The following is a 25,828-nucleotide window of genomic DNA, read 5'->3' on the forward strand; positions in this document are numbered from 1 at the left end:
TCTTTCACGTTTAACGATGACAACCGTAAGTCAGACTCACGATCAAATGGGGCGAATACTCTCTTCATCCAGATCGGCGTCGAAGAACCGGCGCAGGGTCTGGATATTGTTATCCGCAATAATCGACTCACGCGCCTGCGCGAGTTTCTCTTCATAAATGGCCTGTCGCCACTCCAGTGGCGTTCGCACCGCCGGATTATCATCTTCAATGATAGTCAATTCAACCGGTGCACCCTGTAATGTGGCGAGCGCCTCCGCCAGCGCCTTTTGCGCGCCAGGGGAATTCAGGTGCCGTTGACCCGGACGCAGATGCAAACGCACCTGATTACCGTCCTGCTCTTTCCAGGCATTCAGCGCGACCTGCTCGACCAGCTTCGGCAGCTGCAGTTTACTGACCTCTGCAGCCCAGGCGTCACGCGCGATAGACTCTTCCGCGAGCTTCGCGGAAAGCTCCGGTGTTTTTTCATGCTCCAGCGCTTTTTTCAGCGCTTTTGGCGTGGCGACCTCTTTCTTCACCTCTTCGACGATGGTCGTCGACTTCCAGCGGTAAGCCTCTTCTTTCACCGGGGCTTTTTGCTCGAGCGCGGACGGTGCCGGGCGCGACTGTACGCGCTCCGTTACCGAGGCCAGTCGTTCAAGCGCGGCGTTGTTAACCGGCCGCGCTCTTCCTGGCGCTGCCGGTTCACTCTTTTTTGGTTTGGTTGCTCCCTGCGCCCGCTGCAACTGGCTGCGGGCGGCAAGCACCGAACTGGTGGCATCCGACAGCGGCACATTTTGTGGCGGCGGCGCTGCCGGCTGTGCTGGTACCTGCTGCGGCGACATCACCGCCGTAGGGGCAGCCGGGGCGAAAGACTGCCGCGGCACTTCTGGCTCTGGCAGCGGCATACGCGGATGGAACGCCAGCGCACGCAGCAGCGTCATTTCAACGCCCATTCGAGGATCCGGCGCAAACGGCAGCTCTTTACGGCCAATCAGCAAGGTCTGGTAGTAAAGCTGCACATCAGCAGGCGGTACGGTGCGGGCAAGTTCACGCATCCGCTGTTCAATGGTCGCCATATCCGCGCCAATCGCCGACGGAGAAAGCTGTAGCATCGCCACGCGGTGCAGCAGGCTAAGCATCTCGACCAGCAGGGCTTCCCACTCGACGCCACGGGCCGCGGCCGCGTTCACCAGCGACATGACGCGCTCACCGTTAGCGGCAATCATGGCTTCAATGAGAGACAGCGCCTGGTCGTCATCCAGCGTGCCGAGCATGGCGCTGACCGCGTCCGTCGACAGTTTACCGTCACCGCTGGCAATCGCCTGATCGGTCAGGCTTAGCGCATCACGCAGGCTGCCGTCCGCCGCGCGGGCCAGCAGTTGCAGGGCGCGCGGTTCGTGGACAATGTGCTCTTCATCGAGAATGTGTTCCAGCTGCGCACGGATCTGCTCAACGTCCAGCGCCTTCAGATGGAACTGCAGGCAGCGCGACAGAATGGTGACCGGCAGCTTTTGCGGATCGGTCGTCGCCAGCAGGAATTTCACATGGGCCGGCGGCTCTTCCAGCGTTTTCAGCAGGGCGTTGAAGCTGTGACGCGACAGCATGTGGACTTCATCGATCAGATAGACCTTGAAGCGGCCACGCGCCGGGGCGTACTGCACGTTATCCAGCAGATCGCGGGTATCTTCAACTTTGGTGCGCGAGGCGGCGTCGATCTCGATCAGATCGACAAAGCGCCCCTGCTCGATCTCACGGCAGTTGTCACATACGCCACACGGCGTGGCGGTGATCCCGGTTTCGCAGTTCAGACCTTTTGCCAGTAAACGGGCAATAGAGGTTTTACCGACGCCGCGGGTACCGGAGAAGAGATAGGCGTGATGGATACGACCTAGCGACAAGCCGTTCGCCAGGGCCGTCAGCACATGTTCCTGACCGACAACGTCGGCAAAGGTTTGTGGTCGCCATTTACGGGCTAACACCTGATAACTCATGGGCAGGCTCTGCAACGCTGGAAGGTGAATTTATGGAGGGGAATGCTATCACAACCTCACCCATTGAGCGAGGTTGTGAAAACCGGGATCAGTGACCCGGGAATGGCACCAGGCTGTAGCTGGTAATACCCTGTTTTTCCAGGCGCTGTTCACCGCCCAGATCGAACAGGTTGATGATGAATGCCGCATCGGTCACTTCACCACCCAGACGACGGATCAGCTTCACGGTCGCTTCGATGGTGCCACCGGTTGCCAGCAGATCGTCAACCACCAGCACTTTGTCGCCAGGCTTGATGGCATCAACATGGATTTCCAGCTGATCGGTGCCGTATTCCAGCTCATAGCTCTCCGCGATGGTTTCACGTGGCAGTTTGCGCGGTTTACGCACCGGCACAAAACCCACGCCCATAGCCAGCGCCACTGGTGCGCCGAACAGGAAGCCACGGGCTTCGGTACCTACTACTTTGGTGATCCCGGCGTTTTTATAACGCTCTACCAGCAGTTCAATGCTGAGGGCGTACGCTTTCGGGTCTTCCAGCAAGCTGGTGACATCACGGAAAAGAATGCCAGGTTTTGGATAGTCCTGGATGCTTTTGATGCTGTTTTTCAGATATTCAAGCTGCTGTGCAGTTGCGGTCATCGGTTTGTGCCTAAATGAAACAGTGTTACTCACAGCGCGCAAAGAGTCGGTAAAGGTAACAATTGCTTAACCTTTAACCAGGCGCACCTGTGCTCGAAAACGGTCGAATTTACTGGCTGCGCGCAATAATTGCAACAGCCATTATAAGGCTTCAGTGCTTTTGTTGCTTTTCATCAACCACGGGGATCCGCCACATGAAGATAAGCAGGCAGGAGAGAATGATCAGCAGCAGGATCCGCACCCACATCATTTTCACCAGCCATAATGAAACAGCGAAAGTGATGAGGATCACTGCAATCGCGCGCGGCTTCGCCCCGGGCGGCATGGCACGGTGTTTTTGCCAGTAGCGCAAGTACCCGCCAAACCACGAGCGATACAGCAGCCAGTGGTGAAAACGCGGAGATGAGCGGGCAAAACACCAGGCTGCCAGCAGAATAAACGGCGTCGTGGGCAAAAGCGGTAAAACCACGCCCAGCGTGCCCAACACTACCGCGAGCCAGCCAATGATGATTAAAATAGTACGCTGCATAATGCGAATCGTTATCAAACTGAACGGCTACTTTACCACTGGAGCGCGCCTTGAAAATAGCCCTGCTTTTAGAGACGCTGCAAAATCAGCTCATTGCCCTGCGCACGCAGGCGTCACCGCTGATGCAGCATGCGACGCTCAAACCGCGCTTTGACCGGCAGTTATTTCATACCCGAAGAACACTGATGAAAGACTATCTTGACGAAGCGCAGACCAACCTCGATGAACTGCGTCAGGCCGTGAATGACGGTAAACATGAGCAGGTGGCCTGGCTTGCGGAGCACCTCACCAGCCAGATCACCGCCCTGTACCGGGAGATCGCAGCCTGGCCCCTGCGCAGCTGGGACAGCGCGTCACCGGGCCTCGGAAAATGGCAGCGCAAACGGCTGGAGCACCAGGAGTTTGAACGCCGTCTGTTTGAGATGAAGCGCGAGCGGGAAGCGCGTCTGAACAACAGTGAAACGCTGGAAGAACAGCAGATACTAATGCGCGAGATTGACGCGCTGGAAGGACGTCTTGTCCGTTGCCGTCAGGCGCTGGAAGAGATAGAACGCGTGATTGAACGCCTGACACGTTAAAAGGAGCCACACATGTCGCTGGAAAATGCCCCGGATGAGGTCAAACTGGCCGTCGATTTGATTATGCTGCTGGAGAATCATGAGATCCCGGCGGAAACGGTGCTGAAGGCGCTGGAGATTGTACGGCGGGATTTTGAGGGAAAATTACCCTCACCCCAGCCCTCTCCCTAAGGGAGAGGGAGAAAATCGTTCCCTCAGCCCTGAGGGCTGAGGGAATAGAGATCAGGCTGGTGTCGGATCGTCACCCTTAATCTCACGCTTCACTTCCGTATGCTCGTCACCTTTCTCATTATGCAGGTGAACCTCAAGCTGGTTGAAAGCAATATTGATATTGTTTTCACGGCACAGACGGTCGATGGAGCGGTTCAGTTCATCCACGGTGTAGCTGCGATCGCGAAGCTCACGCACGTATAAACGCAGCTCGTGATCCAGCGTACTCGGCCCGAAGGTGGTGAAGAAGACGTCTGGCGCAGGCTCGTGCATAACCTTTGGATGCTCTTTTGCGGCCTTCAGCAATACCTCTTTCACCTTATCCAGATCCGAACCGTAGGCTACGCCGAGGCGGATCACCACACGCGTAGTCGTATCAGAGAGCGACCAGTTGATCAGACGCTCGGTCACGAACGCTTTGTTCGGGATGATCACCTCTTTGCGATCGAAGTCGGTAATGGTGGTCGCACGAATGCGGATCTTGCTGACGGTACCGGAGAAGGTCCCGATGGTCACCGTATCGCCGATTCGCACCGGACGTTCGAACAGGATGATCAGGCCGGAAACGAAGTTACCGAAAATCTCCTGCAGGCCAAAACCGAGACCCACAGAGAGGGCTGCCGCCAGCCACTGCAGTTTATCCCACGACACGCCGAGCGAGCCAAAGACCGTCATCGCCCCGACAATAATAATGACGTAGTTGAGGATGGTGGTAATGGCATAGGAGGCCCCCTGACGCAGGTTCAGGCGCGACAGCACCAGCACTTCCAGCAGGCCCGGCAGGTTTCGAATTAGCGCCCAGGCCACCATCGACGACACCACCGCAAACAGCAGGCTACCCATGGTGACGCTCTTCATCACCGCAGCGCCAGCTTCGGTCCCGCTGTACTGCCAGAGGGTGATACTGTCGAGATAAGCGAAGACGGTAATCAAATCAGACCAGATAGCCCAGAACATCACCGCGAACAGGGCGATCATCACCAGCATGGTGATACGCAGCGTCTGCTGGTTAACCTGCTCCAGCGCGATGGTCGGCTCTTCCTGCGGCTCCGCCCCTTCAGCGCCCTCTTTCACCTGATGCTGACGACGCGCGATGGCGCGACGATAAGCGATACGGCGAGCCGCCACACTCAGGCCACGCAGCACGGTCTGATAGAGCAGATTCCAGACGATCACCAGATAGACCGTTTCGATCCAGCGTCCGGACAGACGCAGCGTGGTATAGAAGTAGCCCGTCGCCGTGAGCACCATCAGCGCCAGCGGAATGATTGCCAGCACCGTGACGGTGGCCAGACGAAGATTATGGGACTCTTTATCACGCCAGCTATCGCGACACATCGGCCACATCAGAATAGCTATCAGCAGCAGGTTCAGCAGAATGACCAGCTGACCCAGGACGTCATCCATCAGATGCAGCGGAGAAAGCTCCGAGACCACCGACCAGAAGTGCAGCGGCAGGAGCGCCAGGCTGATGCGGACAATCTGACGACGCCAGTGGCTGGTCAGTTGTTCCGGCATGTTGAAGTGACGTACCGCCACGCCGTCTTTTTCCAGCACTTTCCAGCACACGCCAAACACCAGCCAGAACAGCGCCAGTTTTTTACTGAAGGCCCACAGCAAATCGCTGACGTTAAGCTGCATCGTGAGCAGGATGAGGCCAACCGCCAGAATGATCAGACACACCGGCAGCGCACGAATAAGATCGATCAGAATCGCTTTTGGCGTATGGAGTTGGCTATCGTTGCGCAGTTGCCCCACTTCTGACGCCAGCTTCGCCTGATAGTTCTTCAGCCAACCCAGACGCCAGCGGATCAGGCCGGCAATCAGTAACAGCGGTAATCCCGCCAGGAAGGCAATCATCACCGCGGGCCAGGCTTTCTCCCAGTTGACGGTGATTTTCATGCCCTTAATCTGCGTTTTCAGCGTCTCCGGGAAGGATTTAACCCAGTCCCAGTCCATCGGTTTGTTGCTGTTAACCCAGAAAATCTGCTGGGTCAAAATCTCCTGCAGACTTTTAGACACGCTCACCAATTGCTGCTGGTTGATCTGCAGGTTAATCGCCATCATCAGCTGGTTACCCAGCTGTTTATTGAGCTGGTCGAGGAGCTCTCGGCGCATATCGATTACCTGCAACAGCGCGTCGTGCACTTCCGGGTTCACTTCGCTGGAGTGGCCCTCTTCTATTTTGGCGACAAAGGTATCGCTCTGGAAAAGGGCGTCGCGCTGCTGGTTGACATCAAACTGTTCCAGACGCAAATCGGCAATGCGGTTGGTCATGTCCTCCAGCTCGTCGGCGGACGGCAGCGTCTGCTGTTGCTGGTAGAGAATGCGTGACAGCAGAAGACTGCCTTTCAGGACCGCAATCTGCTCTTTGATGTTGCGTTCAGACTGCAGCGCACGGTCCAGCCAGTTTTTGACTTTGATATTCTGTTGAACCAGCGAGTTGCCGCTTTCGGTCGCCTGAATCAGACGCTCACTCAGCTGATGGTTCGCGTCGAGCTCCTGCTTCACCAGCGGATTGGCCTGAATACGGGCGGTTTCGTCCGGCGATACCGCCTCCTGGGCCGTTTTTTCCGTCAGCGTCAGACGCTTGCTGTTCACCGCCTCCTGCAGCAGCTGAAGCTGGTGTTCCAGGCGGTTAATGTTGGCAGTCACGTAGTCACGCTGTTTTTGCAGCGTGTCCTGCAGCACCGTATTCCCTTCCAGGCTTTTACGCTGCTGTTCGATTTGCGCATTGAGTAACGCCTGCTGAACCAGCAGCAGCGTTTGCTGCGTAGGGCGCAGCGTGCCTTCACCCACCGTGGTGCCGTTCAGCCGGTTGCGGATTTGCTGCAGTTGCTGAGACGCGGCGTACATCGCGTTTTGCACGCGTTCGGGCTGAGTCTGCAGTGAGACAAGCTGGCTGTTGTAGGTCGCGAGATCCGACTGTGCATTTTGCAGATCGTCGAGCAGTTGCGCGACACGCGACTCCAGCTGACGCAGCGACAGCGTTGCCAGCGTTTTGCGCGTTTCATCGTCATTATCCACATCGCTCAGGGCACTCAGCGAATCCGTTGCCTTGCGCATGTTTTCAGGCGCCTGCGCCACCTTCTGGCGAAGCTGGGTGGTTTCCGCCTTGACGCGCTCAATTTTATCCAGCGATTCCAGCGTTTCCGTCAGGTCCTGCTGGATGAGTTTTTCCTGAGGCGTGAGATCTTTTTGTTTATTCAGGGTGTCGAGTTGCGACTGAACATCAGCACGTGATGGGATGTCATTGCCGTTATCGGCGCGGGCCCAGGAAAGCGGGGCCGTAGCGAAGAAAAACAGCGTCGCAAAGAGCAATGCAAATACAGGATGTTGCGAGCGATTGGTGTGCAGCATAGTTGTGAGTGATGTCAGAAGATGACCGAAAATAGTCCGGCGTGCAGGATATCACGCTCGCCTGAAGCAGAATAGCGCGAACGTGAGCCTCTGAGATAAATCCTGGAAAGCGTCAGGCGGGCAGTGAAGATTCGCCACTGCGCAGCGTCGGGCAAAGCTGCAACATTTCCAGTAAAATCGCCACGTAGCTGCGGGCTTCCGCTTTAAGGTCAAAGGATTGCGGGGCAAAAAGCCAGTTTTCCATCAGGCCCGAAATGTAACTGCGCATCAGAATAGCCGCCCGGCGGGTCAGGAGATTGGCCGGTAACAGTTTAGCCTGCATGCACTGGTTCAGGTTCTGTTCAATACGGTCATAGCTTTCCAGACTAAGGCTGCGTTGCGCCTGCTGCACGACAGCCATCTCTCCCACGAACTCACATTTGTGGAAAATAATTTCCATCATTAACCGACGACGCTCTTCAACTACCGTCGCTTCAAGGATATATACTAATATTTCTCTTAATACTGAGAGTGGATCGTCAGGGAATTTTGCCCGATACTCACTCTCGAGATCGCTAATGCTGGACTCTGAAAGCTCCCAGATTTCACTGAACAGATCTGACTTGTCTTTAAAATGCCAGTAAATCGCTCCCCGCGTAACACCTGCGGCCTGAGCAATCTGAGCCAGCGAGGTTGACGAAACACCCTGCTGAGAAAACAAACGGATTGCCACATCCAGAATGTGTTGTCGGGTTTCAAGTGCTTGTTGTTTGGTTTTTCGTGCCATAAGTGGGTGAATTTACAGGCGTCAGATTTACATACATTTGTGAATGTATGTACCATAGCATGACGATAATATAAACGCAGCAATGGGTTTTTGGACTCAGGACCATTGATCAATTTGAAATCGGACACTCGAGGTTTACATATGAACAAAAACAGAGGGTTAACGCCTCTGGCGGTCGTTCTGATGCTCTCAGGCAGCTTAGCGCTTACAGGATGTGACGACAAACAGGCTCAACAAGGAGCGCAGCAGATGCCGGAAGTTGGCGTTGTGACGCTCAAATCCGAACCTCTCCAGATCACCACCGAATTACCTGGCCGTACAAATGCGTATCGTATTGCGGAAGTTCGTCCTCAGGTAAGCGGCATTATCCTGAAACGTAACTTCACCGAAGGCGGCGATGTGCAAGCCGGTGAGTCTCTGTATCAGATTGATCCTGCAACCTATCAGGCGTCTTATGAAAGTGCGAAAGGCGACCTGGCGAAAGCGGAAGCGGCGGCCAAAATCTCTCAGTTGACGTTGAATCGTTACAAAAAACTGCTCGGTACGCAGTACATCAGCCAACAGGATTACGACACTGCTCTGGCGGATGCACAGCAGGCTAACGCGGCCGTCGTGGCAGCGAAAGCGGCTGTCGAAACCGCGCGCATCAACCTGGCCTATACCAAAGTGACCTCCCCTATCAGCGGTCGTATTGGTAAATCTTCCGTCACGGAAGGGGCTCTGGTGCAGAACGGTCAGGCCACGGCACTGGCTACCGTGCAGCAGCTTGATCCGATCTACGTAGACGTGACGCAGTCCAGCAACGATTTCCTGCGCCTGAAACAGGAGCTGGCAAACGGCACCCTGAAGCAGGAAAACGGCAAAGCCAAAGTGGAGCTGGTGACCAACGACGGCATCAAATACCCGCAGGCAGGTACGCTGGAATTCTCTGATGTGACGGTCGACCAGACCACCGGTTCCATTACCTTACGTGCGATTTTCCCGAACCCTGACCACACCCTGTTGCCAGGTATGTTCGTTCGCGCCCGTCTGGAAGAAGGAACGAATCCAACCGCGCTTCTGGTTCCACAGCAGGGTGTGACCCGTACGCCACGCGGCGATGCGAGCGCACTGGTTGTGGGTGCCGGTGACAAAGTCGAAACGCGCAATATCACTGCAACGCAGGCGATTGGCGATAAATGGCTGGTGACGGAAGGTCTGAAAGATGGCGATCGCGTGATTGTTACTGGTTTGCAAAAAGTTCGTCCTGGCGCTCAGGTAAAAGCACAGGAAGTGAAGTCTGACGATAAACAACAAGCTTCGGCCGCTGGCCAGTCAGAACAAACCAAGTCTTAACTTAAACAGGAGCCGTTAAGACATGCCTAATTTCTTTATCGATCGCCCCATATTCGCATGGGTGATCGCCATTATTATCATGCTGGCCGGGGGACTTGCGATCCTGAAGCTGCCTGTTGCGCAATATCCGACCATTGCGCCACCGGCGGTGACGATCTCCGCAACCTACCCGGGGGCTGATGCGAAAACGGTGCAGGATACCGTTACGCAGGTTATCGAACAGAACATGAACGGTATCGATAACCTGATGTACATGTCCTCAAACAGTGACTCCACCGGTACGGTCCAGATCACCCTGACCTTCGAGTCAGGTACCGATGCGGACATCGCGCAGGTGCAGGTGCAGAACAAACTGCAGCTGGCGATGCCACTGCTGCCGCAGGAAGTACAACAGCAGGGTGTGAGCGTCGAGAAATCGTCCAGTAGCTTCCTGATGGTTGTTGGCGTTATCAATACCAACGGCACCATGACGCAGGAGGATATTTCCGACTACGTGGGCGCCAACATGAAGGACGCCATCAGCCGTACTTCCGGTGTGGGTGACGTTCAGCTGTTCGGTTCCCAGTACGCGATGCGTATCTGGATGGATCCGAACAAACTGAACAACTTCCAGCTGACGCCGGTTGACGTCATCAACGCCATTAAAGCGCAGAACGCCCAGGTGGCAGCCGGTCAATTAGGCGGTACACCGCCGGTGAAAGGCCAGCAGCTTAACGCGTCTATCATCGCGCAGACCCGTCTGACCTCCGCCGATGAGTTCAGCAAAATTCTGTTGAAAGTGAATCAGGACGGTTCGCAGGTTCGCCTGCGTGACGTGGCTAAAGTGGAACTGGGTGGCGAAAACTACGACATCATTGCGAAGTTTAACGGCAAACCGGCTTCCGGTCTGGGTATCAAACTGGCGACCGGTGCTAACGCCCTGGACACCGCAACGGCTATCCGTGCAGAGCTGAAGAAGATGGAACCGTTCTTCCCGTCAGGTCTGAAGATCGTTTATCCCTATGACACCACGCCGTTCGTTAAAATTTCGATTCACGAAGTGGTTAAAACCCTGGTAGAAGCGATCATCCTCGTCTTCCTGGTGATGTATCTGTTCCTGCAGAACTTCCGCGCGACGTTGATCCCAACCATCGCCGTACCGGTCGTCCTGCTCGGAACCTTCGCCATACTGGCGATATTTGGCTACTCGATAAATACCCTGACGATGTTCGGGATGGTGCTCGCCATCGGCTTGCTCGTGGATGACGCCATCGTGGTCGTAGAAAACGTCGAGCGTGTTATGGCGGAAGAAGGTCTGCCGCCGAAGGAAGCAACCCGTAAATCCATGGGTCAGATCCAGGGCGCGCTGGTCGGTATCGCGATGGTGCTGTCCGCGGTATTTATTCCGATGGCCTTCTTCGGGGGCTCTACCGGTGCGATTTACCGTCAGTTCTCCATCACCATTGTTTCTGCGATGGCGCTGTCGGTACTGGTGGCGTTGATCCTGACGCCAGCGCTGTGTGCCACCATGCTGAAACCGGTTCAGAAAGGCGGTCACGGCGAGCATAAAGGGTTCTTCGGCTGGTTTAACCGCATGTTTGATAAGAGCACGCACCACTACACCGACAGCGTAGGCAACATTCTGCGCAGCACCGGTCGTTATCTGCTGCTCTATATCATCATCGTGGTCGGCATGGCCTATCTGTTCGTGCGTCTGCCAAGTTCGTTCCTGCCTGATGAAGACCAGGGCGTGTTCCTGACAATGGCGCAGCTTCCGGCGGGTGCATCGCAAGAGCGTACCCAGAAAGTGCTGGATGAAGTGACGGACTACTACCTCACCAAAGAAAAAGCGAACGTTGAATCGGTGTTTGCGGTTAACGGCTTTGGCTTTGCGGGTCGCGGTCAGAACACCGGTATTGCCTTCGTCTCTCTGAAAGACTGGTCTGAACGTCCGGGCGAAGAGAATAAGGTGGAGGCTATCACCGGCCGTGCAATGGGCACCTTCTCGCAGATAAAAGATGCGATGGTCTTCGCCTTTAACCTGCCAGCGATTGTTGAACTGGGTACCGCGACCGGTTTCGACTTCCAGCTGATTGACCAGGGCGGTCTGGGCCACGAAAAACTGACTCAGGCACGTAACCAACTGTTTGGTGAAGTGGCTAAACACCCTGACCTGCTGGTCGGCGTGCGTCCTAACGGTCTGGAAGATACACCGCAGTACAAGATCGACATCGATCAGGAGAAAGCGCAGGCGCTGGGTGTGTCCATCAGCGACATCAATACCACACTGGGCGCAGCCTGGGGCGGTAGCTACGTTAACGACTTCATCGACCGCGGTCGTGTGAAGAAAGTGTACGTGATGTCAGAGGCGCAATACCGTATGTTGCCGAACGATATCAACAACTGGTACGTTCGCGGCAGCAATGGTCAGATGGTGCCATTCTCGGCCTTCTCTACCTCGCGCTGGGAATACGGTTCACCGCGTCTGGAACGTTATAACGGGCTTCCATCCATGGAAATTCTGGGTCAGGCCGCACCGGGTCGAAGCACCGGTGAAGCCATGAACCTGATGGAAGAATTAGCCAGCAAACTGCCTGCGGGTATTGGCTATGACTGGACCGGTATGTCCTATCAGGAACGTCTGTCCGGTAACCAGGCCCCTGCCCTGTACGCCATTTCACTGATTGTGGTGTTCCTGTGTCTGGCGGCACTGTATGAGAGCTGGTCAATTCCGTTCTCCGTTATGCTGGTGGTGCCATTGGGGGTTATCGGTGCGCTGCTTGCCGCAACGTTCCGTGGGCTGACCAACGACGTGTACTTCCAGGTAGGCCTGCTGACAACCATTGGCTTGTCGGCGAAGAACGCGATACTTATCGTTGAATTCGCCAAAGATCTGATGGAGAAAGAAGGCAAAGGCCTGATCGAGGCCACGCTTGAAGCCGTTCGCATGCGTCTGCGCCCTATTCTGATGACGTCACTGGCATTTATCCTCGGGGTACTGCCGCTGGTTATCAGCTCTGGTGCGGGTTCCGGTGCACAGAACGCGGTAGGTACAGGTGTAATGGGCGGTATGATCACCGCGACCGTACTGGCTATCTTCTTCGTACCGGTATTCTTCGTGGTGGTTCGCCGCCGCTTCAGCCGGAAGAATGAAGATATTGAGCACAGTCATTCGGTAGAACCTCACTGATACCGGTTTCATAGGATAAAAAGGCCGCATTAGCGGCCTTTTTCATTTCAGAAAAAAATCATAAAATACGCTTATTGTCGTTCTATTTATTTTCTGCCATCTTAATAAGACATATCATAATTAGCTGATAACTTAATGTGTGAACTCAGGATTGTTTTAATTCCATTTCACCGCTTAAGTTATTAGGAATATTCCTAATAACAAGTCCATACCCAGAGAACTCTGAATCCGGACTTCATCCAGGTGTTTAAGCTAAATCAATGAAACGTAAGGAAGCGAAAAAAAGCCAGCGTTAATTTGGATAAATGTGTTCATTTGAGGATGCTCTATTGCGTGAACGCTCGCAGGATCTGGTTTTAATTGTAATTTTTCGTAATAGCGCGGTGAAATCCTGATCAGAGTGGCTTATAGTTAGAGTTAACAGGAGCACAGCACCCGTAGGGCTTAGTAAGTAGTATCCATCCCGACAATGATGTTCGGTGAGTAAGAAATCACTCAGAAGGGGATGCGCTATGGACGAGTACTCGCCAAAAAGGCATGATATCGCGCAGTTGAAATTTCTCTGCGAATCCTTGTACCATGACTGCCTTGCCAATCTTGATGAAAGTAATCATGGCTGGGTGAACGATCCAACGTCTGCCATCAATTTACAATTGAATGAGTTGATAGAGCATATCGCGACCTTCGCACTTAATTATAAAATTAAGTACAATGAAGATAATAAGCTGATTGAGCAAATTGACGAATACCTGGATGACACCTTTATGTTGTTCAGCAGCTACGGCATTAACGCACAGGATTTGCAGAAATGGCGTAAATCTGGAAACCGGCTATTCCGTTGTTTCGTCAACGTGAGCAGAGCTAACCCGGTTAGCCTTTCCTGTTAAAATTATTACAATGACTAAGGTGATTTTATGTCTGATAAACCACTCACAAAAACCGATTATTTGATGCGCTTACGACGCTGTCAATCAATTGACACGCTCGAACGTGTTATTGAAAAAAATAAATACGAGCTTTCTGATAATGAACTGACTGTATTTTATTCTGCGGCGGACCACCGTCTTGCTGAGCTGACCATGAATAAACTGTATGACAAAATCCCCCCTTCCGTGTGGAAATTTGTCCGTTAACCTTTGAAGTGTGTCTGTAGAGGTTCTACGCCACATTCTGAGTTGTCTACACCTTTCGAATTACGATCCCGGTATAAAAGCCAGGTCTCCGTGTAAAACGCGATCATTAGCAACTATGTTGTGACGTTAGTCACATGCGCCCTTCGGGAACGTTCCCTTCCTGGCTTATCCCGATTACCCTGCTGTAATCGATTACAGAGAGGTAACCTATGAGCGCAGAAAAACAGAAAATGATTGCGGGTGAACATTACCGTCCTGGCGATGAAACATTACGGGCCGATCGACTGCGTGCCCGCCATCTGGTTCACCGCTATAACCATACCGCCCCCGATGAGAAAACAGAACGCCAGAACATTCTGGCGGAACTGCTGGGTCAAAGCGCAGGCGCGTACATTGAGCCAAGCTTTCGCTGTGACTATGGTTATAACATTTACCTGGGCAAAGAATTTTACGCTAACTTTGACTGCGTGATGCTGGATGTCTGCCCTATCCATATTGGCGATAACTGTATGCTCGCGCCCGGCGTGCATATCTATACGGCCACCCATCCACTGGATGCGGACGAACGCAACAGCGGGATTGAGTATGGCAAACCCGTACGCATTGGCAATAATGTCTGGATCGGCGGACGGGCGGTCATTAACCCGGGCGTCACTGTGGGTGATAATGTGGTGATCGCCTCCGGTGCTGTGGTCACCAAAGATGTCCCAGCCAATGCCGTCGTCGGGGGTAACCCGGCGAAAATTATCAAAATGCTGTGAAGGTGTGGGGGGTCAACTGTTATGGTCTTTCAGCGCGTAACTGTTACTTTTTTCAGTCAAATGGCTCCCCTAAAATAGGCAGATCCTCTGTATTCAATAATCATGAAGGCTAAAAATGACCGAAATACAGCGCCTGCTTACCGCCACCATCGACGATCTCAACATCCGCGAAAAGCGCGACAACCGCCCGCGCTTTAGCATTAGTTTTATCCGCAAACACCCAGGCCTGTTTTTGGCAATGTATGCGGCCTGGCTGGCAACGCTGATTGTCATGCTGAAGTCCGAAACGCTGGTGGACTCCGTCTGGCTGCTTGTGGTGCTGTTTGTAGTGTTTAACGCGTTTTTCTTTTTTGACGTGCATCCGCGTTATCGTTATGAAGATATCGACGTGCTCGATTTCCGGGTCTGCTACAACGGCGAATGGTACAACACCCGTTTTGTCCCCCCGGAGCTTATCGACAGCATTCTGCACTCTCCTGCGGTAGAAACCGAACAAAAAGAGAAACTGCAGAAAATGGTCTCAACCAAAGGCCAGCTCTCCTTCTACGATGTGTTTACCCTTTCCCGCCCTGCTGTTGCGTGATGAGTGTCTGTATGCGTCGGATAGCCGACGCATACAGTGAAGCCGACGTATTCCCGTAGCCTAATACCAGACCGCTCTGCCGCTGTTTCGTATCAAGGTAATACCCGCTCAATGCCGCGGGAGCCAGCTGAAACCCCCTGGCCTGTTCCACCAGTTGCCTGTCGTCAATTCCGTCAATCGCCACCGTCAGGTGCATTCCCCCTTCCCCCGCCAGAACCCGGTGTGGCACATGAAGTTCCGCATTCAGGGCCTCACGCAGTTGCCGGTAGCGTTTACGATAGAGACGACGCATCGCCGCAAGGTGGCGGGCATAGTGACCCTCTTCAATGAACAGGGCCAGGGTACGCTGCTCAGCACGATGTCCACCGCGCAATAACGAACCGATGGCCGGGCGTGCCGCTTTCGCCAGCGCTGGGGGGAAAACCATAAACCCCATTCTGAGCGACGGGAATAACGTTTTGCTGAATGTTCCCAGATAAACAACGGGCGCATGGTTTGTCATTCCCAGCATCGCCGGGATCGGCTCACCGCTATAGCGAAACTCGCTGTCATAATCATCCTCGATAATCCAGGCGTTATGTTGTCGCGCCACGTCCAGTAAGGCCAGACGCCGCCTTGCACTGAGGACGCTTCCATACGGGAACTGATGCGAAGGAGACGTAAAAATAAGCGAAGGAGATGGCGCCTCTGCGCCTTCCCAGCACATACCCTCTCCATCAACCGGTATTCCCGTCATGGCTAAACCCGCTTTCACAAAGGCGCTTTTTGCCCCGGCAAAGCCGGGATCTTCCACCCAGGCTACATCGCCGGGCTCACTCAACAGCAGGGTGCAGAGATTCACGCCTTCCAGCGCCCCTTCGGTGATCACTATCTGGCTGGCGTCGCAGTCAATCCCGCGGGAAAGCGCAAGGTGACGGGCAATGGCCGCCCGCAAAGCAGGTTCCCCGGCGGGATCGCCGTAACCCAACAGGGCGCTTCCCTCCTCCCGTAACACGCGATCGTACAAGCGCCGCCAGAGCGGCAAGGGAAAATAGTTGATGGCCGGTGTCCCCGGCGTAAAGGCCAGAACCGGCGTGGTACGCGGAACAGGGGCAGGCAGTGCGCTAACCCGCCCGGCAAGCGCAACCGCGGGCGCCGGTAAATCCTGCGCGAGCTGACGGGCCGCCAGCGAAGCCACCCGCGTTCCCTGGCGGCTACGCAACAGATACCCTTCGAGCGTGAGCTGTTCCAGCGCCGCGTTAACGGTGTTTCGGGAAAGGGAGAGTTGCCGGGCCAGCGTCCGGGAACCCGACAGGCGACTACCGGACTGTAATCTGCCGGACAATATATACTCCCGCAGAGAAAGATAAAGCGCGCGCTGTAGCGTCTCTTGTCCGCGTTTTTTCAGCGCCGCATTCAGCAAGGTATACAATTCATCACCGGGAATATTCATTGCCCCTCCTCGTGGTACCACCAAAACATAGCCTGTTGGTTCTTTTTAAGGAACCACTTCTTCACTAGTCTGGAACTCTTTACAACGTCACGGAGATGAAGATGAATACTTTCAATCAGTTTGGGCAGCCTGTGGGCGAAGCGCTTGTTGACTGGCAACCCCGTCAGCATCCTTCCCGGGTGGTCCTTCAGGGCCGCTACTGTCGTCTTGAACCGCTGCGGGTGGAGCATGCTGATGCGTTGTTTGCCGCTTATTCTCAGGCCGAAGATACCCGAAGCTGGACATGGCTACTGCGTGAACCTGATGCTACGGCCGGTGAGTTTGCCGCATGGGTGGAAAGCGTGAGTGAATTATCTGATCCGATACACTTTACCGTCTTCGATAATCAGACCCAGTCACCGGTGGGAACTCTGGCCCTGATGCGTATCGACCCAAAAAATGGCGTTGTGGAGGTGGGACACGTTCATTTCTCGCCGCTGTTAAGCCGCACACCGATGTCCACGGAAGCGCAGTACCTGCTGATGCAATACGTGTTTGATACCCTGGGCTACCGGCGTTATGAATGGAAGTGCAACAGCCTGAATGAGCCTTCCCGCAAAGCTGCGCTGCGTCTGGGCTTTTTGTTTGAGGGGCGTTTTCGTCAGGCGCTGGTCACAAAAGGCCATAACCGGGATACGGACTGGTTTTCGATCATCGACAAAGAGTGGCCAGCGCTGGCGATCGCCTTTGAGAACTGGCTTGCCACCGACAATTTTACTGCCGATGGCAAACAGAAAAGATCCCTGGAAAGCTGGCGTGAAGCGGGCGTCTAGCGTCTTTTTTTACGTCCCTGAACCGCTTTAAAGCGCGGGTTTGATTTGCAAATCACATACAGGCGTCCCTTACGTTTGACTATCTGGCAATCCGGGTGACGCTGTTTCGCACTCCGCAACGAGTTAAGTACCTGCATGATCACCCCCGCTTCGCATTAAGAAAGCCGCCAAAACGTTTACGGAAGCGCGCGGCGCTGCCATCCGTCGAGAAGGTTTTCTGCTTACCGGTGTAAAACGGATGGGATTTTGAAGAGACCTCGATGGTGATGTAGGGATACGTTTCACCGTCGAGTTCAATTTCGCGGTCAGTCTTGATGGTTGAGCCAACTTTAAAATATTCATTGGCGCTGGTGTCGTGAAACACCACAGTGCGATAGGCTGGATGGATATCTGGTTTCATCGTGAATCACTCATGTTTTGTTATAACATAACAAAATAATATCCAGGCTCTGCGGTAAAAACAAGCCCCGATCGTGCCCTGCCTTTTCCGATGATATTTTCTGATTTCGCCGCTGCGAAACGAAAACCATGACGCTCACGTGCTATAACTATATCATTTCGCGGTAAAAACTTTCTCTTCAGGCAAGCGTCTCAGTGCCCTGGAGCGGGCATTTGAGGAAGGACACGGCAGCATGAAAACCCGACATCTGGTCAGCCTGGTGACAGGCATTCTGATCTTTTCTGTGCTGATACCGATTTGCCTCAGTATCTGGCTGGCGCATCGCCAGGCAGAAGAAAAATTTGTCGATGCGCTGGACAGCTATGCGTCACGCGTGCTGTTGCGTACGGACAGGGTCGTTGAACAGGCAAAAGAAGCGCTCACGCAGCTACAGACGTTCAAAGGCCCCCCGTGTAGTCATCTGCATTTACGGGAAATGCGCCGGGTCGCATTCTCCTGGCGCTATGTCCAGGAAGTGATCTATGTCGATAACCTGAGACCGCTGTGCTCGTCGCTGGAACAAGTCAGTAAAGTGGCCTCATTCCCACCCCCTATGCGGATTACGGAAGATGGATATAGTGCGTGGCTTACAACGCAAAACGATCTTGGTTTTAACCGCTACATGGCGGTACTGGGGCAAGAGCATTACCTGGTATTGGTCGATCCCGCCTCGCTGGTAGATGTGATCCCGTTTGGCGATATCGCTATCGATGCCGCGCTGGTGGGGAGTACAACACATCTCGTTTTCGCCAGCAGCAATAAACTGGATCCGCATATCCGCGACATGATCAAAGATCGGGAGAAGGTCAGCATCCAGTACAACGGCTCCATGTATGTCATTAAACCCGTTCCGGAGCTGGGAATGAATGTTGTCGCCTGGGCCGCGCTTAAACCGCTGGCGGAAACCTGGCACAAACAACTTCTTTTCTGGCTGCCGTTTGGCATGCTGATAAGCCTGCTTGCCGCGCTCTTTGTTCTGCGGATACTGCGTCGCATTCAGTCGCCACGTAACCGGCTGCTGGATGCGATTAACAACCGCGAGTTTGAGGTTCACTACCAGCCTATTGTTGCGCTCTGCAGCGGGAAAATGGTGGGCGCGGAGGCGCTAACGCGCTGGCCTCAGCCTGACGGGAGCAGCCTGTCGCCTGATATTTTCGTCCCGCTGGCGGAACAAACGGGGCTTATCTCGCGCCTCACGCATCTGGTGATCGAAAAAGTGTTCGAGGATATGGGCAACTGGCTGCACCTTCATGCCGATCAGCACATCTCCATCAACCTCGCGCCTGCGGATTTAACCTCGGGCAAGCTGCCGCCGCTCCTGAGCCAGCTGTTAAATAAATGGCAAGTCCGCCCCGAACAGATCGCGCTTGAATTAACCGAACGCGGCTTTGCCGATCCCAAAATCAGCGCACCGGCCATTGCCGCCTTCCGCCGCTCGGGCCATGCGATTTATATCGATGATTTTGGTACGGGCTATTCGAGCCTGAGCTATCTGCAGGATCTGGACGTCGACACGCTAAAAATTGACAAGTCGTTCGTGGATGCGCTGGAGTACAAAAACGTGACGCCACACATCATTGAAATGGCGAAATCACTGAAGCTGGCGATGGTTGCAGAGGGCGTAGAGACTGCAGGGCAGCTCGCCTGGCTGCACCGTCACGGCGTGCAATATGGGCAAGGCTGGTACTACAGTAAGGCGCTGCCAAAAGCGGAATTTATGGCATGGGCAGAAAAAAATCTCAACGCCTCTCCTACTTCAGATAGGATTTGATCACCTGTAAAACCACGCCAAGATCGGCTTCGCGCTGATCTTCTTCAGGCTCTTTGACGACGTGATCGGTTAAATGGCCTTCGATCACCTGCAGCATCATGCCATTCACCGCACCACGGATCGCGGCCAGCTGCTGCAATACCTCGGCACACTCGTGCTCGTCGTTGCTGAGCATTTTTTCCAGCGCTGTGCTCTGTCCCTGAATTTTCTTCAGGCGAGTCAATAACATCTTCTTGTGACGAACGGTATGTGACATCTCTGCATCCTTCTTCTTCTGGCGGGTAAAGCATAACACGCCCTACTCCCCCTGAGTATTTTTCTACTGGGGGGTAGTATTGACCTACTGGGGGGGAGTACTATCTCGGCACCTTTTCCAGTGCGGATTTTGTAATGAACGATTTTGCTTCTCTCCTGCAACAGGGCAACGCATGGCTATTCATTCCCAGCGCGATCCTGCTCGGTGCCCTGCATGGTCTTGAGCCGGGCCACTCTAAAACGATGATGGCGGCCTTTATTGTGGCGATCCGCGGCACGCTGAAACAGGCGGTATTATTGGGGCTGGCGGCCACGCTTTCCCATACCGCGGTAGTCTGGATCATTGCCATGGCGGGATTATGGTTTGGTCGCGGCTGGGATGCGCAAACCTCTGAACCCTGGTTCCAGCTTATCTCTGGGGTATTGATCGTTTTGATCGCGCTGTGGATGGCGTGGCGTACCTGGAAGGAGAATCAGCCGCACGATCATCATCACCACCACCATGACCATGACCATGACCATGACCATGACCATGACCATGACCATGACCATGACCATGACCATGACCATGACCATGACCATGACCACCATCATGATCATCACCACCATGAACATCAACTGGTTGCAGAGGAGTGGCAAGACGCCCACCAGCGCGCCCATGCGCAGGATATCAATCGTCGTTTTAACGGACAAAACGTCACCACCGGACAAATTGCGATGTTTGGCCTCACCGGCGGGCTAATCCCCTGCCCGGCGTCAATCACCGTCCTGCTGATCTGCCTGCAACTGAAGCACTTTGCCCTGGGCGCCACGCTGGTGTTTAGCTTCAGTATTGGTCTGGCGTTAACGCTGATGGCGTCGGGCGCGATTGCCGCGTTAAGCCTTAAACATGCGACAAAACGCTGGCCGGGGTTCAGCGAGTTTTCCCGCAAAGCACCGTGGTTCTCTGCAGCACTGATCATCCTTGTGGGGGGGTACATGATCCTGCACGGGTTAGGCGGTATCCTGGCCTGAACCAGGCGGCCACTGCACGTGGCCGCCACGCAGAGGTCAGTTGAGGTTCTGACGCCAGCTAAAGCGATAGCGAAGCTGGCGATGTTGCAGGATGAACTCCGGTGAAACGCTGGGGCTCCAGGAGTCATCTCCGCCCACGCCCATATGGAACGCATCAAGATTGAGCCAACACCCCGGCTCATCACGTAGCAGATGATGATGGGTTGTCTCGTGCAGCTGCTGCTGGCTGTAGCGGCTCACAGAAAAATGGAACTGGCCGTTGAACTGATGCTCACCCAGCACCAGCTCGCGGGTATCGCAGCGCAAACCGTTTTCCGTCGGGAAGATGTACGGCGTATGCATTGCCTGCAGCGGCAACGTCCAGCGCCCTTGCTGTGCCGCCAGCTTTCTGTCCGGGTAGTTTTCATGCGGCCCCAGCCCCAGCCAGTGCACGGCTTCCGGCGGCCGGGCAAGATGCATGCTCAGACCAATACGCGCAGGCTCGGGGATATCAGACGCAATCTCAACCTCAACGTCTCCGTGCAACACACCCTGATCGTCTACCCGCCAGACTTTACGGCTCAGGAACAGCGCTTTGCCACGATGTTCCCAGGCATGCAGCGTCGTGACTATCGCTTCACCGGTATGCTGCTCCCCGTCACAACGCAGCACCCGCGGGATCAACGCGTACATCCCTGCCGCCTTCCAGCGCTCAACCCAGGCATTCGGATCAATTCGGGTGGCTTCGCTCACGCCGATATCATTATCCAGCGGCGCGCGGGTAAAGTTATCCGTCAGCGGCGAGAGCAGCGTTTCAACGCCATTGTTCAACCATTGCGTCAGGTTTCCTGAGGTACGGTCAAATATCCATCGCTGCTGCTGGTGCGTCAGCGTCAGCACGTCATCGGTCTGTGACAGTACCGGCGGCACACCCACCGGTGCGGGCGGGGCGATAAACAACGGTGCCGGGAGTGGCCACTGATCCCACGCACAGCGATGGTTCGCCGGTGACCACGGTGTCGCCTTCAACTGGTAAACCTCAACATTCAGCCAGAGCTCGCCGGGCTCTGCCGTCAGCGCCGGCAGGGTGATCTCCAGACGCTGAGTCTCCTGAGGCGCGATGGAGAGCGTAACCTCCCCGTTCGCCAGCACCGTGCCGTCACGGGTCACCGACCATCTGAGCAACTCGTTATCCGTACGACGGAACAGGTAGTCGCTTTGTACGTCCACCACCAGCGGAGACGTGCTTACCCGCGTAAAGGTGAAGAACTGCTGCGCACGCTGAGCCTCATACAGCGCCGGATGCGGCGTACGATCGGGGAACACCAGCCCGTTAAGGCAGAACTGCCGGTCATTGGGTTTATCCCCAAAATCGCCGCCATAGGCCCAGAACGGGATGCCATGTTCATCTTTCTTCGTCAGCGCCTGGTCAACCCAGTCCCAGACAAATCCCCCCTGCAGACGCGGGTGGCTGCGAAATGCCTGCCAGTATCTGGCGAAACCACCAAAGCTGTTACCCATCGCGTGGGCGTATTCGCAGAGGATCAGCGGTCGGGTTTCATCTGGCATACCGATCCATTTTTTGATGGACCATTTCGGGACCGCCGGGAACGGCTGATCCTGATCGACGCGGGCATACATCGGGCAGACGATATCGGTCGCCGCCGTGTTCGCCCCACCGCCTTCATATTGAACCGGGCGCGTCGGATCGGCGGTTTTTAGCCAGCGATACAGTGCGTCGTGGTTTGCACCGTGACCAGACTCATTGCCCAGCGACCAGATAATAATTGAAGGATGATTACGATCGCGTTGCACCATGCGGGTCACGCGCTCGCTCATGGCGGGCAGCCAGCGGGGATCGTCAGCGAGACGACTCATCGGCACCATGCCGTGGGTTTCGATATTGGCCTCGTCAACCACATACAGGCCGTAGCGATCGCAAAGCCGGTACCACAGAGGATGGTTTGGATAGTGCGAGCAGCGCACGGCGTTGAAGTTATGCTGCTTCATGATTTCGATATCGCGACGCATCGTCGCTTCGTCCATCATCTGGCCATTTTCCGGGTGATGTTCATGCCGGTTGACCCCGCGGATCAGCAGTGGCTTGCCGTTGAGCTTCAGCAGGCCATTGCTGATTTCAACGCGGCGGAAGCCCACGTCACAGGCTTCAATCTCCAGCACGTCGCCCTGCGGGTCCACCAGCGCGATCGTCAGACGATAAAGCTCGGGTGTCTCAGCGCTCCATAACGCGGGGGACGTAACCGGGATCGCCACCGTTAACCGCTCGGCCCAGTTACCGCGTTCATCCACAATGGCAGACCCTGGCCGCCGGGTGGCGCTGGCACAGCGTTCACCGTTGCGCCACAGCGTTATTGCCACATCGCACTCCGTATAGCGAGCCCCTGCCAGGGCGACATCCACCTTCAGCACGGCGCGATCCAGCTCCGCATTCAGATCGGTGACAACGTGATAATCCGCGATGTGCGTCTCCGGCTTATGCAGCAGCGACACATCGCGAAAAATACCGCTCATGCGCCACATGTCCTGATCTTCCAGATAGCTTCCATCGCACCAGCGCAGAACCATCACCGCCAGCCGGTTCTGCCCGGCACGCAACACGGACGAGAGATCAAATTCAGCAGGCAGTCGACTGTCCTGGGAATACCCCACCCACTGGCCGTTGCACCAGAGATGAAAGGCCGAGTTCACCCCATCAAAGATAATGCGGGTTTGGCCGCACTCAAGCCAGGCGTCCTCCATCTCAAATGTGAGCGAGTAACAACCAACCGGATTCTCTGCCGGAACAAAGGGCGGATTGACGGGAATGGGATAGGTGACGTTGGTATAGATGGGGGTATCAAATCCCTGCATCTGCCAGTTTGACGGCACCGGCATCGCAACCGCATCCGGGCAATCTTCACCTGTCCATGCCTGCGGAACCTGTTCAGGCGCAGAAAAGAAGCTAAATCGCCACTCCCCGTTCAGGGAAGGTCGGCTGACGGATGCGGCGTCCTCTCTGGCTGCGTCTTCTTTACGCCAGCTGTGAAATGGCGCATGCGCCGCCAGCCGGTTCCATTGCGTGACGCCGGGATTTTCCCAGTCCCGACGGGCCAGAAGTGCGCTGAGCGACAGCGATACGGTATTGGACATGTTTTCCTCTTTGCGAAGCGCTCACAATTTAAGTCAACATGCCCTGACAAACTGCTGCGGTAAAGCGTGGGATCGCCGCATAGCGAGGCAGATCACAAAAGCGTTATTCGCGGGCAAGCTTCTCGGCCAGCAGGGCCAGGGTTCGGAGCTGCTGCGCCAGATCCTCACGATCGGACTGCTGCGGCGCGCGACGGGCACTGGATTGTCGGCTGATCAACGTAACGGGCAACTGAACCTGCCAGCATGCTTCACTGCGGGTGGGCGCCAGCAGCCACTCCACACTTTGTTCGCCCGCCTCGCGAAACGCCTGACGGACGGTGGTAAGCGGAGGCGAAAACCAGGCGCTGTCGGCAGTATCGTCAAAGCCCACGATCGCTATCTGGCCCGGGATCGCCACCCCTTTTTCCGCGCAGGCCCGCATCACGCCCAGCGCCATTTGATCGTTAGCCACCAGAATGGCATCCGGTAACGCTGCAGCAGACAACAGGGCATGGCCCTTCTCATATCCGCTCGCCGCACTCCAGTCGCCGTATGCCACCGCCGCAGCCTCAAGCCCGGCCTGCGCCAGCGTCGCTTTCCATCCCGCCAGACGGGCGCGGGCGGAAACAGAACTTTCTGGCCCGCTTAACAACGCAATACGCTGGTGCCCCAGAGAGAGCACATGTTCAACCCCCAGTCGGGCGCCCTGTTCGGCATTGAACACCAGACTGTTGACCGCTGCCGACGAAGAGACATCCAGAAACAGCACCGGCACGGGGGATGCCAGTACCTTGAGTTGTTCAGCGTCAGGATCGTCAAGCGGCACGTTCACCAGCAGGGCTTCCACGCGCTGTGCCAGCAACTCCTGAAGCGCGGACTGACACTGTTGTGGATGTTCCACCATCGAGATCAGCACGCTCGCCCCCTTTTCTACCGCCCGGGATTTTACCGCAGAGACAATTTGCGAAGGGGCGTGCAGCGCCAGATCGGTAGTGATGAGCCCCAGCGTACGAGTGCGCTTACCCGCCAGCTGCTGCGCGCCACGGTTAGGGACGTAGTGCAGCTCCGCCATGGCCTGCTGCACCTTTTCCCGTGTGCGGGCAGAAACATGCTCCGCGTCGTTAATCACACGAGAAACGGTCTGATAAGACACCCCCGCAAGGAGGGCAACATCATAGAGGGTAATGGCTTTCATGCGTTCCGGCTTCGTGTTAACAGAGCCGTCTATTGTGGCACAGCGCGGCCATTAATACCTGTGAGCGCTTCGCAAAATTAAACAACCCGCTCTGGCTGAGGAACATTCTCCGTACGCGGCTTCTGACGGAACCACGGCAAACAGAGCTGGATAAGCGGGCCGATGGTCAGGGCATACAGTACCGTCCCGACGCCAAACGTTCCGCCAAGAACGCAGCCAATCAGCAGGACGCTCACTTCAATTGAGGTCCGAACGCTGCGGATTGACCACCCCAGCCGGGCGTGAATGCCGGTCATCAGTCCATCGCGTGGACCCGCCCCGAACCCGGCACCGATATACATACCGGTTGCTATCGCGTTCAACACAATGCCCCCAAGCAGCAGAGCAATCCGAATGGGGAGAAGATCCAGCTCGGGGATAAGGGCCATCGAGGCATCTGCCGCCAGGCCAATACAGACAACGTTACTGAGCGTTCCCAGCCCTGGCATCTGAAGCAGCGGGATCCACAGCAGCAGCACCGCAGCGCCGGTCAAAATAATCACCGTACCGATGGTCATCCCCAGCTGTAATCCCACCCCAAGGTGAAACACATCCCACGGGTCAACCCCCAGATCCGAACGAATAAACATCGCGGTTGAAAGCCCATACAGGCCTAAACCAACGTACAGTTGCAGCAGACGACGTACCATTTTTAGCTTCTCCAGTGAACCAGGCTTTCATCTTGTTCGAAAATGGCACTATGATTAATGTCCAGTTTTCAAATAGTG

22 protein-coding genes, 1 pseudogene and 1 other annotated feature are annotated in these 25,828 nt (G+C 55.3%); of the genes and pseudogenes, 11 read left to right on the forward strand and 12 right to left on the reverse strand.

Annotation, left to right across the window (positions count from 1 at the left end):
- Positions 1-42: 42 nt before the first annotated feature.
- From dnaX to EKN38_RS16715, 3 genes are all read right to left on the reverse strand, one after another.
- On the reverse strand, positions 43-1,971 hold the full coding sequence (dnaX, locus tag EKN38_RS16705; RefSeq protein ID WP_014830909.1) for a DNA polymerase III subunit gamma/tau: 1,929 nt from the start codon (positions 1,969-1,971) through the stop codon (positions 43-45).
- Positions 649-713 (reverse strand) — a sequence feature (DnaX frameshifting element). Its footprint overlaps the gene before it by 65 nt.
- Positions 1,972-2,059: 88 nt before the next feature.
- Positions 2,060-2,611: an adenine phosphoribosyltransferase gene (gene apt, locus EKN38_RS16710; RefSeq protein WP_000127359.1), complete on the reverse strand. Its 552-nt coding sequence runs from the start codon at positions 2,609-2,611 to the stop codon at positions 2,060-2,062.
- A 151-nt stretch (positions 2,612-2,762) separates the two neighbouring features.
- Positions 2,763-3,140, reverse strand: coding sequence for a DUF454 family protein (locus EKN38_RS16715; protein WP_014830908.1), 378 nt, complete (start codon positions 3,138-3,140; stop codon positions 2,763-2,765).
- 50 nt (positions 3,141-3,190) lie between these two features.
- Here EKN38_RS16715 and priC point away from each other — a divergent pair, with 50 nt between their 5' ends.
- Both priC and rsmS read left to right on the forward strand, forming a co-directional pair.
- Positions 3,191-3,718 (forward strand): primosomal replication protein N'', encoded by a 528-nt coding sequence (gene priC / locus EKN38_RS16720; RefSeq protein ID WP_014830907.1) that lies wholly within the window; start codon positions 3,191-3,193, stop codon positions 3,716-3,718.
- Positions 3,719-3,730: 12 nt separating this feature from the next.
- Positions 3,731-3,929 (forward strand): annotated as a pseudogene (gene rsmS, locus EKN38_RS16725) (pleiotropic regulatory protein RsmS).
- Between the two features lie 11 nt (positions 3,930-3,940).
- Here rsmS and mscK read toward each other — a convergent pair.
- Positions 3,941-7,288, reverse strand: coding sequence for a mechanosensitive channel MscK (mscK, locus tag EKN38_RS16730; protein ID WP_014830905.1), 3,348 nt, complete (start codon positions 7,286-7,288; stop codon positions 3,941-3,943).
- Between the two features lie 112 nt (positions 7,289-7,400).
- Entirely contained in the window at positions 7,401-8,054 is a 654-nt protein-coding gene (acrR, locus tag EKN38_RS16735; protein WP_014830904.1) for a multidrug efflux transporter transcriptional repressor AcrR, read from the reverse strand.
- Between the two features lie 141 nt (positions 8,055-8,195).
- Between acrR and acrA the strand changes: the two genes are divergently transcribed.
- The 6 genes from acrA (at position 8,196) to EKN38_RS16765 (ending at position 15,035) form a co-directional block, all read left to right on the forward strand.
- A complete protein-coding gene (acrA, locus tag EKN38_RS16740; protein WP_014830903.1) occupies positions 8,196-9,389 on the forward strand; it encodes a multidrug efflux RND transporter periplasmic adaptor subunit AcrA in 1,194 nt (397 codons plus the stop codon).
- A 22-nt stretch (positions 9,390-9,411) separates the two neighbouring features.
- Positions 9,412-12,558, forward strand: a complete 3,147-nt coding sequence (gene acrB, locus EKN38_RS16745) for a multidrug efflux RND transporter permease subunit AcrB (RefSeq protein WP_014830902.1) — start codon at positions 9,412-9,414, stop codon at positions 12,556-12,558.
- Between the two features lie 512 nt (positions 12,559-13,070).
- On the forward strand, positions 13,071-13,445 hold the full coding sequence (gene tomB / locus EKN38_RS16750) for an Hha toxicity modulator TomB (RefSeq protein WP_008499288.1): 375 nt from the start codon (positions 13,071-13,073) through the stop codon (positions 13,443-13,445).
- A 27-nt stretch (positions 13,446-13,472) separates the two neighbouring features.
- The gene (locus EKN38_RS16755; RefSeq protein WP_013095889.1) at positions 13,473-13,691 is read left to right on the forward strand and encodes an HHA domain-containing protein; all 219 of its coding nucleotides are present in this window, start codon (positions 13,473-13,475) and stop codon (positions 13,689-13,691) included.
- Between the two features lie 209 nt (positions 13,692-13,900).
- Positions 13,901-14,452, forward strand: coding sequence for a maltose O-acetyltransferase (gene maa, locus EKN38_RS16760; RefSeq protein WP_014830901.1), 552 nt, complete (start codon positions 13,901-13,903; stop codon positions 14,450-14,452).
- A gap of 115 nt (positions 14,453-14,567) precedes the next feature.
- On the forward strand, positions 14,568-15,035 hold the full coding sequence (locus EKN38_RS16765) for a YlaC family protein (protein WP_014830900.1): 468 nt from the start codon (positions 14,568-14,570) through the stop codon (positions 15,033-15,035).
- On the opposite strand, the gene EKN38_RS16770 is transcribed toward EKN38_RS16765, so the two are convergent.
- Entirely contained in the window at positions 15,007-16,467 is a 1,461-nt protein-coding gene (locus EKN38_RS16770) for a PLP-dependent aminotransferase family protein (protein ID WP_014830899.1), read from the reverse strand. The two genes, EKN38_RS16765 and EKN38_RS16770, sit on opposite strands and share 29 nt — an antisense overlap.
- A 101-nt stretch (positions 16,468-16,568) precedes the next feature.
- Here EKN38_RS16770 and EKN38_RS16775 point away from each other — a divergent pair, with 101 nt between their 5' ends.
- The gene (locus EKN38_RS16775; protein ID WP_014830898.1) at positions 16,569-17,279 is read left to right on the forward strand and encodes a GNAT family N-acetyltransferase; all 711 of its coding nucleotides are present in this window, start codon (positions 16,569-16,571) and stop codon (positions 17,277-17,279) included.
- On the opposite strand, the gene ykgO is transcribed toward EKN38_RS16775, so the two are convergent.
- On the reverse strand, positions 17,276-17,416 hold the full coding sequence (gene ykgO, locus EKN38_RS16780; protein WP_003859006.1) for a type B 50S ribosomal protein L36: 141 nt from the start codon (positions 17,414-17,416) through the stop codon (positions 17,276-17,278). The genes EKN38_RS16775 and ykgO overlap by 4 nt on opposite strands.
- A 2-nt stretch (positions 17,417-17,418) precedes the next feature.
- On the reverse strand, positions 17,419-17,679 hold the full coding sequence (locus EKN38_RS16785; protein WP_010428154.1) for a type B 50S ribosomal protein L31: 261 nt from the start codon (positions 17,677-17,679) through the stop codon (positions 17,419-17,421).
- Positions 17,680-17,911: 232 nt separating this feature from the next.
- Between EKN38_RS16785 and EKN38_RS16790 the strand changes: the two genes are divergently transcribed.
- The gene (locus EKN38_RS16790) at positions 17,912-19,489 is read left to right on the forward strand and encodes an EAL domain-containing protein (RefSeq protein ID WP_014830897.1); all 1,578 of its coding nucleotides are present in this window, start codon (positions 17,912-17,914) and stop codon (positions 19,487-19,489) included.
- Here EKN38_RS16790 and EKN38_RS16795 read toward each other — a convergent pair.
- Positions 19,470-19,745 carry a metal/formaldehyde-sensitive transcriptional repressor gene (locus EKN38_RS16795; protein WP_014830896.1) on the reverse strand — a complete coding sequence of 92 codons (276 nt, stop codon included), beginning with the start codon at positions 19,743-19,745 and terminating at the stop codon, positions 19,470-19,472. The two genes, EKN38_RS16790 and EKN38_RS16795, sit on opposite strands and share 20 nt — an antisense overlap.
- 134 nt (positions 19,746-19,879) lie before the next feature.
- On the opposite strand from EKN38_RS16795, the gene EKN38_RS16800 reads away from it, so the two are divergent.
- Positions 19,880-20,758, forward strand: coding sequence for a nickel/cobalt efflux protein RcnA (locus tag EKN38_RS16800; RefSeq protein WP_126522455.1), 879 nt, complete (start codon positions 19,880-19,882; stop codon positions 20,756-20,758).
- A 36-nt stretch (positions 20,759-20,794) separates the two neighbouring features.
- Here the strand turns inward: EKN38_RS16800 and EKN38_RS16805 are convergent, their stop codons facing one another.
- The 3 genes from EKN38_RS16805 to EKN38_RS16815 all read right to left on the reverse strand — a co-directional run bounded on the left by EKN38_RS16805 (position 20,795) and on the right by EKN38_RS16815 (position 25,750).
- The gene (locus EKN38_RS16805; protein WP_126522458.1) at positions 20,795-23,887 is read right to left on the reverse strand and encodes a beta-galactosidase; all 3,093 of its coding nucleotides are present in this window, start codon (positions 23,885-23,887) and stop codon (positions 20,795-20,797) included.
- A 103-nt stretch (positions 23,888-23,990) separates the two neighbouring features.
- Positions 23,991-25,061 (reverse strand): LacI family DNA-binding transcriptional regulator, encoded by a 1,071-nt coding sequence (locus tag EKN38_RS16810; protein ID WP_014830893.1) that lies wholly within the window; start codon positions 25,059-25,061, stop codon positions 23,991-23,993.
- A 77-nt stretch (positions 25,062-25,138) separates the two neighbouring features.
- A complete protein-coding gene (locus tag EKN38_RS16815) occupies positions 25,139-25,750 on the reverse strand; it encodes a YczE/YyaS/YitT family protein (RefSeq protein ID WP_014830892.1) in 612 nt (203 codons plus the stop codon).
- Positions 25,751-25,828 lie beyond the last annotated feature (78 nt).

This window comes from Enterobacter sp. WCHEn045836 (genome assembly GCF_003965585.1).
Taxonomy (GTDB): Bacteria; Pseudomonadota; Gammaproteobacteria; order Enterobacterales; family Enterobacteriaceae; genus Enterobacter; species Enterobacter dissolvens.